The following is a 15,414-nucleotide window of genomic DNA, read 5'->3' as shown; positions in this document are numbered from 1 at the left end:
ACCCATGGATTATCAACTGCTGCTGCTGACGATTGCTGTGTCCTTTATCCTTGCGGTCATTGCCGCTCCGCTGATCATTCCGCTGCTGAGACGGATGAAATTCGGACAGCAGGTTCGTGATGACGGACCGCAAACTCATTTGAAAAAAGCTGGAACGCCTACCATGGGCGGTATCATTATTATGGTGGCCTTCACTTTATCTTTTCTGAAATTTTCCGTGGTGAATTCGGACTTTTATGTCCTTTTGGTAGCAACGCTCGGTTACGGGCTGATTGGTTTCCTTGATGATTATATTAAAATTGCTTTCAAGCGTTCGCTGGGACTTACAGCCCGACAAAAGCTGGCAGGTCAACTGCTGATCGGGGTGGTGTTATGCGTTCTGTTGATTAACTCCGGCCATAACACAGGCATCAGCATACCGGGAACCTCCATCAGCTTCGATTGGGGCGCATGGTTCTACTATCCATTTATTATCCTCATGATGATGGCGGTCACGAATGCAGTAAACTTTACTGACGGAGTAGACGGATTGTTGTCGGGTGTCAGCGCGATCGCGCTTGCCGCCTTTGCCGTAGTGGCCATGCAGGCTACCTCGATTGCTGCCGGTGTCTGCGCAGCAGCGATGATCGGGGCGGTATTAGGTTTTCTGGTATTTAATGCCCATCCGGCAAAAGTATTTATGGGAGATTTCGGTTCCTTCGGAATTGGCGGTGCGATCGGGGCGATTGCGATTGTGACCAAAACCGAGCTGCTGTTTGTTGTGATTGGCGGAGTTTTTGTGGTTGAGATGCTGTCTGTTATTTTGCAGGTAGCCTCCTTTAAAACGCGCGGCAAGCGCATTTTCAGAATGAGCCCGATCCACCATCACTTTGAGCTCGGCGGCTGGTCGGAATGGCGGGTTGTTGTCTCCTTCTGGGCGGTTAGCCTTGTGCTGGCGGCAGTAGGACTATATATCAGCAAGGGGTTGTAAAGAATGAAACATCCGGATATGTACCGAGGGGAAGAGGTGGTCGTCCTGGGGCTGGCTAAAAGCGGGGTCCAGGTGGCCAAAGTGCTGCATGAGCGCGGTGCGGTAGTTACGGTCAACGATAAAAAGGAAAGAGATCAAAGTCCCGAAGCTTCCGAACTGGAATCTTTGGGAATTTCTGTTATATGCGGCGGACATCCGGAAGGACTGATTCATCCAGGTGTCAGCCTGGTGGTCAAAAATCCGGGCATCCCCTACACTGTTCCTCCAGTGCAGCAGGCGCTGCAGCTAGGCATCGAGGTTGTGACCGAGGTGGAGGTGGCTTACCGGCTCTGTGCCGCCCCCATGATCGGTATAACCGGCTCCAACGGAAAGACAACGACTACGACCTGGGTAGGCCGCATGCTGGAGGCCGCAGGGATGAAGCCGATTGTTGCCGGCAACATCGGTACGCCGCTCTCTCAGGCCGCTCTGGAGGCGGATGAGGACAACTGGATGGTTGTCGAACTAAGCAGCTTCCAGCTTAAGGGGACGGAGACCTTCCGTCCCAAGGTGGGTGCTCTGCTGAATGTAGCCGAAACCCATCTGGATTATCATGGCGACATGGACGATTATGTGGCTTCCAAAGCGAAGCTGTTTGCTAACCAGGGACCTTCTGACACGGCTGTGCTGAACTGGGATGATCCGGTTTGCCGGGGCCTGGTTCCTTACATCAAAGGCAGCCTATTGCCTTTCTCCATGACGGAGGAGCTGGTTCAGGGCATCTTTGTCCGTCCCTCTTTTGTGCCGGATACCGAAGATGACCACAATCGGGTAATCATTTATCGTGATTATTCGGAGAGCGAGACGGAGATTGCCACGGTGGATTCCATTGGCCTGCCGGGGCGGTTCAACGTTGAGAATGCCTTGGCTGCCTGCGGAATCGCCATCGCTGCCGGAGCAGCTCCGGAGGGTCTTGGTGCTGTGCTGGCTTCTTTCCGCGGGGTGGAGCACCGTCTGGAATATGTGGCGGATAAGGCTGGAGCCTCTTACTACAACAACTCCAAAGCAACAAACTCCAAAGCCACCTCCATGGCATTGGCTTCGTTCCGCGAGCCGATTGTATTGATCGCCGGGGGACTCGACCGCGGGTCCGATTATATGGAGCTTCTGCCTGTCCTCAGCGGCAATGTGAAGGGGCTGGTGGTCCTGGGGCAAACAAAGGACAAGCTGGCCAGTGTGGCGCAAATGGCAGGAGTAAAGCACATCATCTCCGTCGATAATGGGGAGAGCGCCGCCGCCGTGCTGCAGCAGGCTGTCCGGGAGGCTTCCGCCCTTGCGGAAGAAGGAGATGTTGTTCTCCTGTCTCCTGCCTGTGCAAGTTGGGATATGTTTACCTCGTATGAGGAGCGCGGGCGTATTTTTAAAGAGGCGGTGCATAACCTTTAAGTAGGGGGGTGGATAAGCCCCTACTACGGATGCAAGAGGTGTGCTCCTGATGAAGAAATCCCGTCATGCGCCTGATATCTGGCTGCTGATTCCGATTCTGGCTCTACTGGCAATCGGCATGGTGATGGTGTACAGCGCCGGGTCCGTTTTGGGCTTCCGCAATTATGGCGATTCGTTTTATTTTGTTAAAAGACAGCTGCTGTTTGCCGGACTGGGTCTCGGGGCAATGTTTGTTACTGCCAACACGGACTATCTGGTGCTCAAAAAATTTGCGAAGCCTGCTCTGATCATCTGCTTCGTTCTGCTCGTGATGGTGCTCATTCCCGGAATCGGGGTTGTGCGCGGCGGTGCGCGGAGCTGGCTGGGCATCAGTTCCTTCGGAATTCAACCCTCCGAGTTTATGAAGATGGGGATGATTCTTTTTCTGGCAAAATGGCTGGGACAGGATGACTATGATATCTCCGTCTTCACTCGCGGGCTGCTTCCTCCCCTGGCGCTGATTGGTTCTGCTTTTGGGCTGATTATGCTGCAGCCGGATCTGGGCACTGGCACTGTAATGTTCGGTGCGGCTCTGATGATGGTGTTCACGGCAGGAGCCCGGATGAAGCATCTGCTGTCACTCGGTGTGGCCGGCATCGCCGGGTTCGCCGGATTGGTTGCTGCCGCGCCATACCGCCTGCAGCGCATTACAGCATTCCTGGATCCCTGGTCGGATCCGCTCGGCGCCGGTTACCAGATTATCCAGTCGCTGTATGCGATTGGACCAGGCGGCCTTGGCGGTCTTGGACTGGGCATGAGCCGGCAAAAGTACAGCTACGTGCCGGAGCCGCAGACTGATTTTATTTTTTCTATATTGGCCGAGGAGCTCGGATTTATCGGGGGGCTGGCGGTACTGCTGCTGTTTCTGATTCTGATCTGGCGCGGGATGAAGGTAGCGATGAGCCTGCCTGACCGTTTCGGCAGTTATCTGGCCGTAGGCATCGTCTGTATGGTGGCTGTCCAGGTCATCATCAACATCGGTGTTGTCATCGGCATGATGCCGGTAACGGGCATTACGCTCCCGCTGATCAGTTATGGAGGCTCGTCGCTGACCCTGATGCTTACATCACTCGGTATTTTACTGAATTTATCCCGTTATGCGAGGTGAGAGACATGCGTATCGTATTAAGCGGCGGGGGTACGGGGGGACATATTTATCCCGCCGTCGCCGTCGCCAGACAGCTGGAAGAGGAAGACAAGGGCTCTGCCTTTTTGTATATCGGAGGCAAGCGTGGTCTGGAGAGCAAAATCGTTCCCCAGGAGAAAATTCCATTCAAGGCGATTGATATTACGGGCTTCCGCCGGAAGCTCTCCATGGACAATGTAAAGACAGTCATGCGTTTCCTCAAGGGGGTTAAAGCCTCCAAAGAAATGCTCAGGGAATTTAAACCGGATGTCGTAATCGGCACTGGAGGCTATGTCTGCGGACCGGTCGTTTATGCGGCCTCCCGTCTTGGAATTCCGACCTTGATTCATGAGCAGAATGCCATTCCCGGGCTTACGAACCGCTTCCTCAGCCGGTATGCCGACACGGTTGCCGTTAGCTTTGAGGGGACTGAATCGGCTTTTCCGGGAGGCAAAAACGTTATTTATACAGGCAATCCCCGGGCAACAACCGTAACGACTGCCAGCGCTCAAAGAGGTTTCGCATCACTGGGCATTCCTGAAGGCAGTACAGTGGTGCTGGTTGTCGGAGGCAGCGGGGGGGCTAAGGCCATCAATCAGGCGATGATTGAGATGGCCCCGTATGTGGGTAAGGGTAATGGTGTTCATTATGTGTATGTTACCGGCGAGTCCTATTTCGAAGAGACCCGGAAAGCCCTGCGTCAAAAGCTGGGAAGTGAGCCAAGCTGGCTGCATATCCTTCCCTATATTCACAATATGCCTGAGGTTCTGGCTTGTCTTTCTCTGATTGTGAACCGGGCAGGCGCATCATTTCTTGCAGAAATTACAGCACTGGGTATCCCCTCTGTCCTTATTCCGTCTCCCAACGTGACGAATAATCATCAGGAAGCAAATGCTAGACAATTGGAACGTGAAGGTGCGGCGGTTGTGTTGCTGGAGAAGGATCTGAACGGCCAGACCCTGCTGGCGGCTGTACAGAAGATTATTGGCGCAGAAGATGTGCAGAGAAGCATGTCGGAAGCCTCAAGACGTCTGGGCAAAAGAGATTCCGCCTCGCTGGTCGTGGCCGAGCTGCGCAGGCTCGTGGCCAACCGTAAAGCCTAGTTCTTCTGCAGGTTGTTGGGTAATGTATAACTGAAGACGATGTTGTTTCCCGCTTGCGTGAACAGGCAATTAGGCGGGGAAGCGCGCACTTTTTCTCTAGTTAAGAGGTTGTGAGTTTCTTGGTGAACAGCAAAGCAATTCTCCGTGCCGAACCTGTACTTAGTAGGTTAATCTTCTTGTTATCCTCCACTGTCACACACCCGGGGTTATGAACATAGGATAATCCTATAATCGTGACAATCACCCAGGGCACTTCCGGTTTATGAGATGACAAAGCGGGAGGGCCATCCTGCACATTTCATTGCTCCTTGTACGGGAAGTGCTTGTGGTGGGTGAGCGGTAATCTCGGAGGTGATACATTGGACAAATTGGTGATTGAGGGTGGAAACCCCCTGTCAGGCACCATACGTATCCATGGAGCAAAAAATGCGGCGCTGCCGATCCTGGCGGCAAGCCTGCTGGCCGAAGGAGTTCACTCACTGCATAATGTGCCGAAGCTGCTGGACATCGAAACAATGCTGAATATTTTGGAACGGCTGGGCTGCAGGGGCGTGCATGAAGACGAGACGGTGACTATCGACACGTCAATGCTGGGCACTTCCCATGTTCCTGAGGATTTAATGCGGCAGATGAGATCGTCTATTTTTCTGATGGGACCGTTATTATCCAGATTTGGAGAGGTGACGATTTATCAGCCGGGAGGCTGTGCGATCGGGGAGCGCAAGATTGATCTTCATCTGCAGGGGTTGAAGCAGCTGGGGGCGGAAATTGAAGAGAGCAATGGACGGATTTCCTGCCGGGCCGCAAGACTTAAGGGAAGCGATATACATCTTGATTATCCTAGTGTCGGAGCCACGGAGAACATTATGATGGCTGCTTCCATGGCAGAAGGAACGACAACGATATCGGGTGCGGCCAGAGAGCCGGAGATTCAGGATCTGCAGAATTTCCTGAATCAGATGGGTGCCCAGATTATCGGTGCCGGTACCGATACCATTACGATTCAAGGTGTAAAGAAGCTGTATCCCTGTACGTACGAGGTTATTCCCGACAGGATTGTCGCCGGAACGGTCATGATTGCCGCTGCCGCTACGCGGGGCAACGTTACATTGACCCATACCAATGCCGGGCATCTAACCTCCCTGATCCATGTGCTGAGGAGGGCTGGTGTTCAAATCACCGTATGCAATGATATAATTAATATCAGTTGCATGGGACGTCCCCGTGCGGTGGAACGAATCGTTACTTCTCCCTACCCTTCCTTTCCCACAGATCTCCAATCTCAGGTAATGGTGCTGCTGTCGCTGGCCGACGGATTCAGCGTCATCAAAGAGACGGTGTTCGAGGGACGCTTCAAGCATGTGGAGGAGATGGCCAGGATGGGCGCCGATATTTCCATTGATCTGAACCGTGCGTTTATCCGCGGGGTGCAGAGACTGTATGGAGCAACGGTGGAAGCTACCGACCTGCGGGCGGGAGCTGCCCTGGTGATTGCCGGACTCGCTGCTCATGGGACCACGGTCGTTGAGCAGGCGCATCATATTGACCGCGGATATGACGGCATTGAGCAGCTCTTTCAGAAGCTGGGTGCACGCATCAGCCGCAAAGTACCTGTGCCGGGTCCGTTTGATTTGGCCAATTAAAGCTCCCTGTCTCCTTCAGCTTCATGCGTGGGAAGGAGACAGGGCCTTATTACGGAGATATGAGATGCCAAAAACCCGTTTACCTCTTCTTAAAGAGGACAAGCCTACCAAAAAAATGAGCCGAAAGATTACTTTCATTCTGCTGCTGCTGTTTATTGCGCTGCTGGCCGTGATTTTCTTCCGCTCGTCAATGAGCCGGATTACAGAGATTCAATTTCAGGGAAACAAATATTCCACCCGTGAGGAGCTGCTTGAAAAAAGCGGACTTGCCCTCGGAGGACAGTATTTTGTCGTCTCGAATGACGCAGTGGCCGATCGCCTTAAGGAGCTCAAGACGGTTCAGGAGGCCAGTGTGGAAAAGAAATTTCCCGGTCTAGTCACCATCAGTATTAAGGAGTACTCTGCAGTTGCCTATGAATTGGATCAAGATGGCGTACTGGAGGCGATTCTATCCAGCGGTGCTGCTGTTTCCGTGAATGAAACGGGCATTGCGGTGGAGAAGCCGATCTTGACAAGCTGGGGGGAAGATGATCCCCATAAAGCCAAATTGTGCCAGGCTCTCGCCAGTATCCCGAATGAACTGACCAGTGACATTTCCGAGATTGTGCCATCACCAACATTATCCTTTCCGGACCGCATCAAGCTATATACCCGTTCGCATTTTGAAGTCATTACGGCAATTTCTTTGCTTAAGGATAAAGTAGAGTATTTAAATCAAGTGATAGAGACAGAGGAGCCCGGACTGATCAAGATGCTTGAAGCGGATTCCTATGTTCCTTTTGCACCTGTAAAAGAGGAGAATGTGAAAGAGGACACGCAAGAGTAAATAGGCCCTACTAATAGTAAGAAAAAAATGCTACAATCGGTTTTACGGGCAATAGGCAACGTCCCTCTTTTTTCTTCGGATTTTTTGAAATGAAGTATCAAATATGGATGACATTTCTTTATTACACTTATATTTCATGTAATAAATGCCTGTTTTCAGGTTTCTAGCAGCAACTGTCTTCATGCGAGATGCTTGTAATATTATCCCACTCAAAAAATTTGTAGAAAAAAGAGGGAAAGGATTAGAGATGTTGAATATGTACAGAGAAGTTTTTCTTCAATGGAAATCAAAAACTAAATCAGCTTTACATTTCATTTTGATAATAACAGGAGGTGCCATAGGGCTTGAGCAACAATGACATCATTGTTAGTTTGGACATCGGTACATCCAAAGTTCGGGCAATTATTGGGGAAGTTACTAATGGAACCTTTAATATTATTGGCGTTGGATCTGCTGATTCGGAAGGAATACGAAAAGGTGCGATTGTAGATATCGACCAGACTGTGCAATCGATCAAGAGTGCTGTAGATCATGCGGAGCAAATGGTCGGTATACAAATATCCGAGGTCTATGTCGGCATTTCCGGCAATCATATCGGGCTTCAATCCAGTCATGGTGTCGTGGCCGTTCAGAATGAGGATCGTGAAATCGGCGAAGATGATATCGATCGTGTAATCAAGGCAGCAGAAGTTATTGCACTGCCTCCTGAACGCGAGGTAATTGATGTTGTCGCCAAGCAATATATCGTCGATGGCCTTGAAGGAATCCAGGATCCCCGCGGGATGATCGGAGTTCGTCTGGAAGTGGAAGCGACGATTATTACCGGGGCCAAAACGCCAATACATAATCTGCTTCGCTGCGTAGAGAAATCAGGACTTAAAGTCAAAGATCTTGTACTGATGTCTCTTGGAGCCGGCGGATTGGCGCTTTCCAAAGATGAGAAATCAATGGGTGCTGTGCTGGTTGACATCGGTGCGGGCTCAACGACGATAGCCGTATATGAAGAAGGTTCCCTTTGTGCCACCTCCACGATCCCGATCGGCGGAGAATTTGTAACCAATGATATCGCATACGGACTCCGTACACTTACTGATCAGGCGGAGAAGGTAAAGCTGAAGTATGGCTGCGCCTGGATTGACGACGCCGCTTCTGACGTGGTGTTCAAGGTGCTCCGGATCGGCAGCAATGTGGAAAAAGAATTTAATCAGGAAGATCTTGCGGCGATCATTGAACCGAGAGTGCAGGAAATCTTCCATTTGATTCGTCAGGAAGTGAAGCGGCTTGGTTACAATGAGCTTCCCGGAGGTTATATACTAACGGGTGGCACTGTATCTATGCCGGGGGTATTAAAAGCAGCCCAGACTGAACTATCAGCCTCTGTGCGCGTTGCGGTGCCGGATTATATCGGAGTCCGCGATCCCGGATTTACCGGAGGGGTAGGCATCCTGCATAACGTTGTCCGCAGATTCCGCGGACGCGGAAACAGCAGCAGCGGGAATAAAAAGACGGTCAACCGGAACAAGCAGAATGCAGCTCCGAATCAGGAAGCCGTTTCGAAGCCGGGTTTGGTGGAACGTCTAAAGAATATGTTCAGCGAGTTCATATAAGTGTAAGTCCAGATATACTTGGACTGGCCATCCAAGCACATTGAGGGGGAGATGGAACAATATGTTGGAATTTGATTTTGAAATGGAGAGCTTGGCGCAAATAAAGGTCATCGGCGTGGGCGGCGGCGGTAGCAATGCTGTCAACCGGATGATTGAAAATGGCGTTCAGGGTGTGGAATTCATCACAGTTAATACAGATGCCCAAGCGCTGCATATGGCCAAATCGGAGCATAAACTGCAAATTGGGGACAAGCTGACCCGGGGTCTTGGCGCGGGTGCCAATCCTGAGGTGGGCAAGAAAGCGGCCGAGGAGTCCCGTGATCTGATTTCAAATACCCTTAAAGGCGCGGACATGGTATTTGTTACCGCTGGTATGGGCGGCGGCACCGGTACAGGCGCAGCGCCTGTGATTGCTGAAATCGCCAGAGAATGCGGAGCGCTGACGGTGGGTGTTGTAACCCGTCCGTTTACTTTTGAAGGAAGAAAACGTTCCAACCAGGCAGAACTGGGTATCGAAGCACTGAAAGAAAAAGTAGATACCCTAATCGTTATTCCGAATGATCGCCTGCTGGAAATTGTTGATAAGAAAACACCGATGCTGGAAGCTTTCCGCGAAGCGGACAACGTGCTCCGTCAAGCGGTACAGGGCATTTCCGACCTGATTGCTGTTCCGGGTCTGATTAACCTTGACTTTGCCGATGTGAAGACCATTATGACAGAACGCGGATCCGCTCTTATGGGTATCGGTATTGCCACCGGCGAGAACCGTGCTTCGGAGGCGGCCCGCAAAGCGATCATGAGTCCGCTCCTGGAGACCTCCATTGAAGGTGCCCGCGGCGTGATCATGAACATTACAGGTGGTTCAAACCTTTCCCTGTATGAGGTGAATGAAGCAGCCGAGATCGTTACCTCTGCTTCAGATCCTGAAGTGAATATGATCTTTGGTGCCATCATTGAGGAAAGCATGAAGGATGAAATCAAAGTTACGGTAATCGCTACCGGCTTTGAACACAAACCTTCACCTGTTGCTCCAGCCCGCCGTCCATCGGCGAGCAGCGAACCTGCTGCGCCGGATAAGAATGCCAATCTGCGTCCGTTTGGCAATCAGACGGCCTCAGACCAGCTAGACATTCCAACATTCCTGCGCAACCGTACACGCGGCAATAACGACTAATAAAATAGTATAGTGTAATAGATTTACGGAAGCACCGTATCTCCCTAGCGATCAGCTATGGGTGGATACGGTGTTTTTTGGTTTATCGGCTGTTATAATACTAGTAGCGGGAGAGGATACAATGAAACTGCTTGATCCCCGGGTTGATTTTGTATTTAAACGTATTTTTGCAAGTGAGGGCAATAAGGATGTGCTGTTGGCTTTTCTTAACGGGATTTTTTCGGATGCAGGGGAACCTCCGCTGAATGAAGTGGTGCTGTTGAATCCATACACGGATAAGGATGATCCGCTGGATAAGCAATCGATATTCGACATATGGGCCAAGACCGAGGAAGGCAAGTTGATCAATATTGAAATGCAGCTGTTTAATAAATACGATATTGAGAAGCGCACGCTCTATTACTGGAGCAAACGATATTCGGGCCAACTGCAGGAGACGGGCAAGTATAAGGATCTCAAAAAGTGTGTGACCATCAATATATTAAATTATAAAGTTTTGCCCAATGAGCATACTCATAGTGTGTTTCATCTGCGGGAAGATAGGAATGGAACTCCGCTCGCAGACGATATTGAAATTCATTTCTTGGAGCTGCCGAAGCTGGAGCATACGCCTGTTCCCGGTGAAGGCGGTTTGGTCAATTGGCTGCTGTTTCTGAAAGGAATAGACGATTCGAATTGGGAGGTGCTTAGCATGAATGAGCCTGTCTTGAAAAAGGCAATGGATACGCTGCAATTCCTGAGCCAGGATGAGGAGGCCCGCATGAAGTATGAAGCCCGCCAGAAGTTTTTGCTGGATGAGGCTTCGCAAAGAGACGGGGCGCTTACAGAGGGCTTTGCCAAAGGATTGGCTGAGGGAAGAGCGGTAGGAAGAGCTGCGGGTATAGAGGAAGGTAAGGCGGAAGGCAAGCTGGAAGGGAAGTTAGAAGGAAAGTTAGAAGGGAAATTAGAAGGGAAATTAGAGGGGAAATTAGAAGCCAGATTGGAAGTGGCAAGAAATCTGCTTGCGATGGGACTGGACTATCATGCGATCCGAACGGCAACGGGTCTTACAGATGAAGAATTAGAGTCTATGAAGTGAATTTAAGAATAGGAATTGTGAAGTCAGCCTTTAGATTTAGAGGCTGGCTTTTTTGAAAATAAAAGAATTTATATGCTTCACGCTATAACTCGACAAAAAAACCTCAAGAACGCCCCCCAAGTTTAGACAGACTTTGAATGCGAGAGTTCCTATACTAATCTTATCGTCCAAAAAGAGAGCCTGATCCCCGGCCTTGAGGATAGATAGCAGCCCTTAGGCAGGTGAATGCATTGGTAGTTTATATTGACTTGATTTTCGCTGCCAATCTGCTGATCGATGGCATTCTTCTATGGCTGACAGGCTGGCTGGTCAAACTTAAGGTCTCCTGGTGGAGACTGGCGCTCTCCGCGCTGGTTGGCGCGCTTTATGTAGTGATGATGTTCGTACCGGAGCTGTCTTTTCTCTATACCTTCCTCATTAAGTTCGGATTGTCGGTAGTCATGCTGTGGATTGCCTTTGGATTCAGGAGTCTGCAAAGCTACCTCCGCGTGTTGGGGGCCTTTTATATTATTAATTTTGCAGCAGCCGGCGGCATTGTAGGTATTCACTATTTGTTGCAGAGCTCAGGCGACATCTGGAACGGTATTCTGTTTACCTCTTCAGGAGGCCAAGCATACCGGATGAAGATCGGTTTCTGGTTTGTGCTTGCGGTCTTACCGCTGGTACTGCTCCTCTTTAAGCTCTTCCATTCTTCACGGGTCCGCAGGGAGCAGCTCGAATCGTACATTGGTGAGGTAACTGTGGAAATTGACGGCGTAACTGTGGTCTGTCCAGGGCTGCTGGATACAGGGAACCGGCTCAGTGATCCGTTGACGCGGATTCCGGTAATGGTGATGGAAGCGTCGCTCTGGGAAGGCCATCTGCCTGCTTCATGGAAAGGGAGGCTGACACAGACGAGCGCAGACACCCTTCTGCTGGAAACGGACGGGCAGTCTTTTGCCTGGCAGGACAGGATGCGGCTTGTCCCTTATAGGGGCATCAACCGTGGTTCATCCTTTATGCTTGCGCTGAAGCCGGATCTTGTGAAGATACAGCTGGGTGAGGAGACCTTTTACAGCAAAAGAGTGCTCATCGGGCTGGATGGCGGGACACTGTCGGGAGACGGCGCGTACCGGGCGGTCATACATCCTGACCTCGCCCAAAGAGAACAGGCTGCTGACGCGGCGCTGCCATGCTGATAACGCAGAAGCATTTGGCATTTCAATCCTAAAATCGGACAAAGGGAATTGGGGCAGGGCAGCAGGAAAATGGATGGGATAAGAAATATCACAGGGTTACTGTGTACTTCTTGGAGGAGGAACAAGAATGGTCAAATGGAAGTTAGCGCTGCAACTGCAATATTACCGCATGCTGTTTCTGCTGGGGCTGAAAAGCCAGGAAATTTATTATATCGGTGGAAGCGAGGCGCTGCCTCCTCCCTTGACGAGGGAAGAGGAGGAGTATTTGCTGCAGCGGCTGTCCAGCGGCGATGCGGCAGTCCGGGCTATGCTGATTGAGCGCAACCTGCGGCTCGTTGTGTACATTGCCCGGAAATTTGAGAACACCGGCATCAACATTGAAGATCTTGTCTCTATCGGGGCCATTGGACTAATCAAGGCGGTCAATACGTTTGATCCAGAGAAAAAAATCAAATTGGCTACCTATGCCTCACGCTGCATCGAAAATGAGATACTGATGTATTTGCGGCGCAACAGCAAGACACGGAGTGAGGTGTCCTTTGATGAACCGCTAAATATTGACTGGGACGGCAACGAACTGCTTCTCTCCGATGTGCTTGGCACCGAGAACGACACCATTTACCGGAACATCGAAGAGCAAGTGGACCGGAAGCTGCTGCAGAAGGCGCTGGAGAAGCTGAGTGAGCGGGAACGCCTGATTATGGAGCTAAGATTTGGACTGCGTGGGGGAGAAGAAAAAACGCAAAAGGATGTGGCCGACCTGCTGGGTATTTCCCAATCCTATATTTCGCGTCTGGAAAAAAGAATTATCAAGCGGCTGCGCAAGGAGTTTAACAAGATGGTGTAAGCATAAATCAGCAAGGAATAAAATGCCGGACCGGGGAGATAATGTACAGTAATGTTTCTCCTTGGGAGGTAAATCATCATGACCCGAAATAAAGTCGAGATTTGCGGTGTGGACACCAGCAAGCTGCCCGTTCTAACAAACGTGGAAATGCGGGAGCTGTTCACTTCGCTGCAGCAGCAGGGCGAGCGATCCGCCAGAGAGAAATTGGTAAATGGTAACCTTAGACTCGTTCTTAGTGTTATTCAAAGGTTCAATAATCGGGGAGAGTTCGTTGACGATCTGTTCCAGGTAGGCTGCATCGGATTGATGAAAGCCATCGATAATTTTGATTTATCGCAAAATGTGAAGTTCTCCACCTATGCGGTGCCGATGATTATCGGTGAAATCCGCCGGTATCTGCGCGATAATAACCCGATTCGGGTATCACGCTCGCTCAGGGATATCGCATATAAGGCGCTTCAGGTGCGTGACAGTCTGACGAACCAGAATTCCCGGGAGCCGACGATTTTTGAAATTTCCGAGGCGCTGGGAGTTCCGAAAGAAGATGTGGTTTTTGCTTTAGACGCCATCCAGGACCCGGTCTCCTTGTTCGAGCCAATCTACCATGACGGCGGGGACCCGATTTATGTGATGGACCAGATTAGCGACGATAAGAATAAAGATGTCTCTTGGATTGAGGAAATTGCATTGCGGGAAGCGATGCGCAAACTGGGCCAGCGCGAGAAGCGGATATTGTCCATGCGTTTCTTCGAGGGCAAGACCCAGATGGAGGTCGCCGATGAGATTGGGATCTCTCAAGCCCAGGTTTCCAGACTTGAGAAATCGGCCATCCAGCAAATGCAAAAGCATGTGAAGACCTGAGTAACAGCGATAGATGAACCAGGGGTATCCAGGAGGCTATAAACCCTTCTGGATACCCCTTTGTATGTAGAACTGTATTGGAAAATATATATTGCATTGCATGTTGCCAAGCCCGAACAACATATATTGGACTATATGTCTGAAAGTACAGGGGTGGCGAGGTGAACGAGGATTCAATAGGCACAGGCAAAAAAATGAAAATCTCCGATTTTCAGACCAAGGATGTCATTAATATTGTTGATGGCAAGCGGCTTGGGCAAATCAGTGATCTGGAGCTCGATCTGCGCCGCGGAGTCATTGACGCAATCATTGTGCCCGGGTATACACGCTTTATGGGGCTCTTTGGAGGTGGCGCTGATTTGATCATTCCCTGGAGGAATATCGTTAAGATTGGTGCTGATGTTGTGCTCGTAAAGATAGAGGAGTCCAGAATGCCCCAAGGTCAGGAAGAGCGGGAAACGATGTATTTGGAACGGGGAGACCGCAGTGAAAGGCGCACATATTAACCGGGTGCGTCTTTTTTTGGCGGAAACGGGTATAGAGCTTATGTAAGAAGTACAGCCCATAACCGGGAGATTGTTCGGGGGTTTTGAAAAGTACTTGAGTAAGCTTCGAGGTCTTAACAACACTTTATGGGGAGGTCTTGTGGTACACTTAGGCGGAGGTGAGAAGATGGAACCGTTCGTACAAATCGACAGAACGCCTGTGCAGCTTCATCTGGAGCCGTGGTGTTCAGCACATGCCCAAATTACTGCCGGCTTTACAGGAAGACAAGGTGGTGCGGGCAAGGCGCCGTATGACAGCTTCAACTGTGCTCTTCATGTCGGCGATGATGTGGAAGATGTGATCAGCAACCGGAGGATGCTCGCCGAGAGTCTCGGTTTTACACTGGATTCATGGACATGCGGGGAACAAACTCATGGGAAAAATATTGCGGTTGTTACCAAAGAGAACCAAGGATACGGCAATCTGGACAGAGCAAGCGCCTTTCAGTCCACTGATGGGCTGCTGACCAATGTGCCGGGGGTGCTGCTGACTTCCTTTTATGCGGACTGTGTGCCGCTATATTTCTATGATCCTTTGCAGCAGGTGGCCGGTCTTGCGCATGCGGGCTGGAAAGGGACTGTAGCAGAAATTGCCGGGGCTATGGTCAGCACAATGGGTGAGGTCTACGGCAGCCGTCCAAAGGATATCCTGACAGCCATTGGACCTTCTATCGGTGAATGCTGTTATGAGGTCGATGATTATGTAATGAATCATGTCCGCCGGTTGGAGGATGAACTTAGCACACTGAATTTGGCTGAAAACGCTCCGGTCTTATACAGAAAGTCGGATGCAGATGACAGCAAAAGCATGCTGAACTTGAAAGAAATGAATCGACGCATTATGATTAAAGCAGGAATATTGCCGACTCATATCGAATGTACAACTTGGTGTACAAGCTGTAACAGTGATCTCTTCTTCTCATACCGCAAGGAAAACGGAGTTACAGGAAGAATGACGAGCTGGATCGGAATAAAGGAGAGCTGAAAGTTGG

14 protein-coding genes are annotated in these 15,414 nt (G+C 50.6%); all 14 read left to right on the top strand.

Translation table 11 applies throughout. The features are described 5' to 3' along the window. Nucleotides 1-4: 4 nt before the first annotated feature. Nucleotides 5-970, top strand: a complete 966-nt coding sequence (gene mraY / locus MHI45_RS10275) for a phospho-N-acetylmuramoyl-pentapeptide-transferase (RefSeq protein ID WP_340896967.1) — start codon at nucleotides 5-7, stop codon at nucleotides 968-970. Between the two features lie 3 nt (nucleotides 971-973). Further along, nucleotides 974-2,395, top strand: a complete 1,422-nt coding sequence (murD, locus tag MHI45_RS10270; RefSeq protein ID WP_340896968.1) for a UDP-N-acetylmuramoyl-L-alanine--D-glutamate ligase — start codon at nucleotides 974-976, stop codon at nucleotides 2,393-2,395. A 49-nt stretch (nucleotides 2,396-2,444) separates the two neighbouring features. Beyond that, nucleotides 2,445-3,542 carry a stage V sporulation protein E gene (spoVE, locus tag MHI45_RS10265; RefSeq protein ID WP_341119041.1) on the top strand — a complete coding sequence of 366 codons (1,098 nt, stop codon included), beginning with the start codon at nucleotides 2,445-2,447 and terminating at the stop codon, nucleotides 3,540-3,542. Between the two features lie 5 nt (nucleotides 3,543-3,547). Beyond that, a complete protein-coding gene (murG, locus tag MHI45_RS10260) occupies nucleotides 3,548-4,663 on the top strand; it encodes an undecaprenyldiphospho-muramoylpentapeptide beta-N-acetylglucosaminyltransferase (RefSeq protein WP_038595362.1) in 1,116 nt (371 codons plus the stop codon). A 359-nt stretch (nucleotides 4,664-5,022) separates the two neighbouring features. After that, nucleotides 5,023-6,306 (top strand): UDP-N-acetylglucosamine 1-carboxyvinyltransferase, encoded by a 1,284-nt coding sequence (gene murA, locus MHI45_RS10255; protein WP_038595361.1) that lies wholly within the window; start codon nucleotides 5,023-5,025, stop codon nucleotides 6,304-6,306. A gap of 64 nt (nucleotides 6,307-6,370) precedes the next feature. Next, nucleotides 6,371-7,132: a cell division protein FtsQ/DivIB gene (locus MHI45_RS10250; protein ID WP_340896971.1), complete on the top strand. Its 762-nt coding sequence runs from the start codon at nucleotides 6,371-6,373 to the stop codon at nucleotides 7,130-7,132. Nucleotides 7,133-7,476: 344 nt separating this feature from the next. Then, nucleotides 7,477-8,739: a cell division protein FtsA gene (gene ftsA, locus MHI45_RS10245; RefSeq protein ID WP_038595357.1), complete on the top strand. Its 1,263-nt coding sequence runs from the start codon at nucleotides 7,477-7,479 to the stop codon at nucleotides 8,737-8,739. A 61-nt stretch (nucleotides 8,740-8,800) separates the two neighbouring features. Next, nucleotides 8,801-9,913: a cell division protein FtsZ gene (gene ftsZ, locus MHI45_RS10240; protein ID WP_340896972.1), complete on the top strand. Its 1,113-nt coding sequence runs from the start codon at nucleotides 8,801-8,803 to the stop codon at nucleotides 9,911-9,913. 121 nt (nucleotides 9,914-10,034) lie between these two features. Beyond that, on the top strand, nucleotides 10,035-10,991 hold the full coding sequence (locus MHI45_RS10235) for an Rpn family recombination-promoting nuclease/putative transposase (protein ID WP_341119040.1): 957 nt from the start codon (nucleotides 10,035-10,037) through the stop codon (nucleotides 10,989-10,991). 230 nt (nucleotides 10,992-11,221) lie between these two features. Further along, on the top strand, nucleotides 11,222-12,169 hold the full coding sequence (gene spoIIGA / locus MHI45_RS10230; RefSeq protein ID WP_340896974.1) for a sigma-E processing peptidase SpoIIGA: 948 nt from the start codon (nucleotides 11,222-11,224) through the stop codon (nucleotides 12,167-12,169). A gap of 127 nt (nucleotides 12,170-12,296) precedes the next feature. Next, on the top strand, nucleotides 12,297-13,016 hold the full coding sequence (sigE, locus tag MHI45_RS10225; RefSeq protein WP_038595351.1) for an RNA polymerase sporulation sigma factor SigE: 720 nt from the start codon (nucleotides 12,297-12,299) through the stop codon (nucleotides 13,014-13,016). Nucleotides 13,017-13,094: 78 nt separating this feature from the next. Further along, nucleotides 13,095-13,877, top strand: a complete 783-nt coding sequence (sigG, locus tag MHI45_RS10220) for an RNA polymerase sporulation sigma factor SigG (protein WP_038595349.1) — start codon at nucleotides 13,095-13,097, stop codon at nucleotides 13,875-13,877. Nucleotides 13,878-14,071: 194 nt separating this feature from the next. Next, complete coding sequence (locus MHI45_RS10215) at nucleotides 14,072-14,383, top strand: YlmC/YmxH family sporulation protein (protein ID WP_038600462.1); 312 nt, start codon at nucleotides 14,072-14,074, stop codon at nucleotides 14,381-14,383. A 166-nt stretch (nucleotides 14,384-14,549) separates the two neighbouring features. Then, nucleotides 14,550-15,407, top strand: a complete 858-nt coding sequence (gene pgeF, locus MHI45_RS10210; RefSeq protein WP_340896975.1) for a peptidoglycan editing factor PgeF — start codon at nucleotides 14,550-14,552, stop codon at nucleotides 15,405-15,407. Nucleotides 15,408-15,414: the final 7 nt, after the last annotated feature.

This window comes from Paenibacillus sp. FSL H3-0321 (genome assembly GCF_038002865.1).
Lineage (GTDB): Bacteria > Bacillota > Bacilli > Paenibacillales > Paenibacillaceae > Paenibacillus_AQ.
Note: the sequence above shows the minus strand (reverse complement) of the source record. Positions and strands in the feature narration are given on the sequence as shown.

Bases quoted from the DNA above. Each gene is read 5' to 3' on its own strand.
- sigG (WP_038595349.1), top strand. From the start codon at position 13,095: ATGACCCGAAATAAAGTCGAGATTTGCGGTGTGGACACCAGCAAGCTG.
- mraY (WP_340896967.1), top strand. From the start codon at position 5: ATGGATTATCAACTGCTGCTGCTGACGATTGCTGTGTCCTTTATCCTT.
- spoVE (WP_341119041.1), top strand. From the start codon at position 2,445: ATGAAGAAATCCCGTCATGCGCCTGATATCTGGCTGCTGATTCCGATT.
- sigE (WP_038595351.1), top strand. From the start codon at position 12,297: ATGGTCAAATGGAAGTTAGCGCTGCAACTGCAATATTACCGCATGCTG.
- MHI45_RS10215 (WP_038600462.1), top strand. From the start codon at position 14,072: ATGAAAATCTCCGATTTTCAGACCAAGGATGTCATTAATATTGTTGAT.
- pgeF (WP_340896975.1), top strand. From the start codon at position 14,550: ATGGAACCGTTCGTACAAATCGACAGAACGCCTGTGCAGCTTCATCTG.
- MHI45_RS10250 (WP_340896971.1), top strand. From the start codon at position 6,371: ATGCCAAAAACCCGTTTACCTCTTCTTAAAGAGGACAAGCCTACCAAA.
- murG (WP_038595362.1), top strand. From the start codon at position 3,548: ATGCGTATCGTATTAAGCGGCGGGGGTACGGGGGGACATATTTATCCC.
- murD (WP_340896968.1), top strand. From the start codon at position 974: ATGAAACATCCGGATATGTACCGAGGGGAAGAGGTGGTCGTCCTGGGG.
- MHI45_RS10235 (WP_341119040.1), top strand. From the start codon at position 10,035: ATGAAACTGCTTGATCCCCGGGTTGATTTTGTATTTAAACGTATTTTT.
- ftsZ (WP_340896972.1), top strand. From the start codon at position 8,801: ATGTTGGAATTTGATTTTGAAATGGAGAGCTTGGCGCAAATAAAGGTC.